Source organism: Paenisporosarcina sp. P5_A11 (genome assembly GCF_056400705.1).
The window spans coordinates 1-768 of sequence record NZ_JBFUKT010000383.1 but is presented as its reverse complement, the minus strand read 5'-3'; the positions used below and the strand labels follow the sequence as shown (position 1 = coordinate 768).

Annotated in this window: 1 protein-coding gene; it reads right to left on the bottom strand. The window is 37.5% G+C overall.

Features of this window, described 5'->3' with window-relative positions; translation table 11 throughout:
* Positions 1–105 precede the first annotated feature (105 nt).
* Positions 106–768, bottom strand: a 663-nt coding sequence (locus tag AC1DOS_RS20405; RefSeq protein WP_477538946.1) for an MFS transporter, incomplete at its 5' end; no start/stop codon positions are given.

Genomic DNA, 768 nt, shown 5'->3' with positions numbered 1-768 from the left:
AATAGGAAGAGACCATTCATATTTAGTGGGATTAATTTTGAAAATTTCTTCTTCAATATAAAAAAGCGCTTCTCAATGAGGAGAAACGCTTTTTAAAATTAAATATTATGCTTGTTGATGTGCTTCTTCATTTAGTAGCACTTTTTCAAAATCTTGCTCTGGTTTTTTACGTGTTAAAGTTAACACCACATAAGAGATTAAGAATAACGCACCAGTAACGAAGAATACCGAAGAAATACCAATATAGCCACTGACAATACCACCGAACATTGGGCCTATGATGTTCCCTAAGAAACGGAAGCTCGTGTTATAACCCATCATTTCTCCCTGTATTTCGATAGGTGATTCTCGTCTTATCAAGGCGGTTGTAACAGGAACTAACCCACCAACCGCGATTCCGAATAATAATCGTAAGCCTATTAACTGCCAAAGCTCGGTTACAAAAGCTTGTGGAATGATAAATAGGAAAGCAAGTATGAGTAATGCACTTAACACTTTCTCATATCCAATAGAATCACCTAGCTGTCCCCATTTTCTCGCAAACAATAAGTTTCCAACACCAGCTGCACTAAATGTAATACCGGCAAGCAAAGCGACTTGAGAAGAGTCGGTTAAATTAGAAACATAGAGAGAGAGCAGTGGTTGAATACTAAAGTTCCCAATTTGAATCAAAGCGGTAATAATCATCACATGAAATACGAGTCTGTGGTGAATAATTCCTGATAAAACCGTTTTCCGAGAATACACATGTGCATTCGGGGCAGGTAT